Raw genomic sequence first — 312 nt, 5'->3', positions numbered from 1 at the left:
CAGCACCCTGACGATCACCGGATTCAACGCGGCGACCGGCGTGGTCAGCTACAGCTACACCTTGGTCGATAACGAAGCCCACCCAACTGCCAATGGTGCCAACTCACTGCCCGAGCAGTTCGCCGTGACCGTGGTCGACGACAACGGCACCACTGCCACGGGCAACCTCGACGTGAACATCGTCGACGACCTGCCCAACGCCGTGGGCGACAGCAATGGCACCGCCTCGGAAACCCTGCTGACCCTCAACGGCAACGTGCTGGGCAACGACGTGCAAGGCGCCGACCGCGTGACGGTTGGGGAGAATAGCGA

The 312-nt window shown here is 63.8% G+C and carries 1 protein-coding gene; it reads left to right on the top strand.

The window, feature by feature from the left end; genetic code table 11:
- Positions 1–312: hypothetical protein (locus ACM6IT_RS27045; protein WP_414919028.1), on the top strand; the 312-nt coding region annotated here is incomplete at both ends.

The organism is Pseudomonas sp. IT-P4 (assembly GCF_949767755.1).
GTDB classification, from domain to species: Bacteria; Pseudomonadota; Gammaproteobacteria; order Pseudomonadales; family Pseudomonadaceae; genus Aquipseudomonas; species Aquipseudomonas monachiensis.
This window is presented reverse-complemented; position numbering and strand designations above follow the sequence as displayed.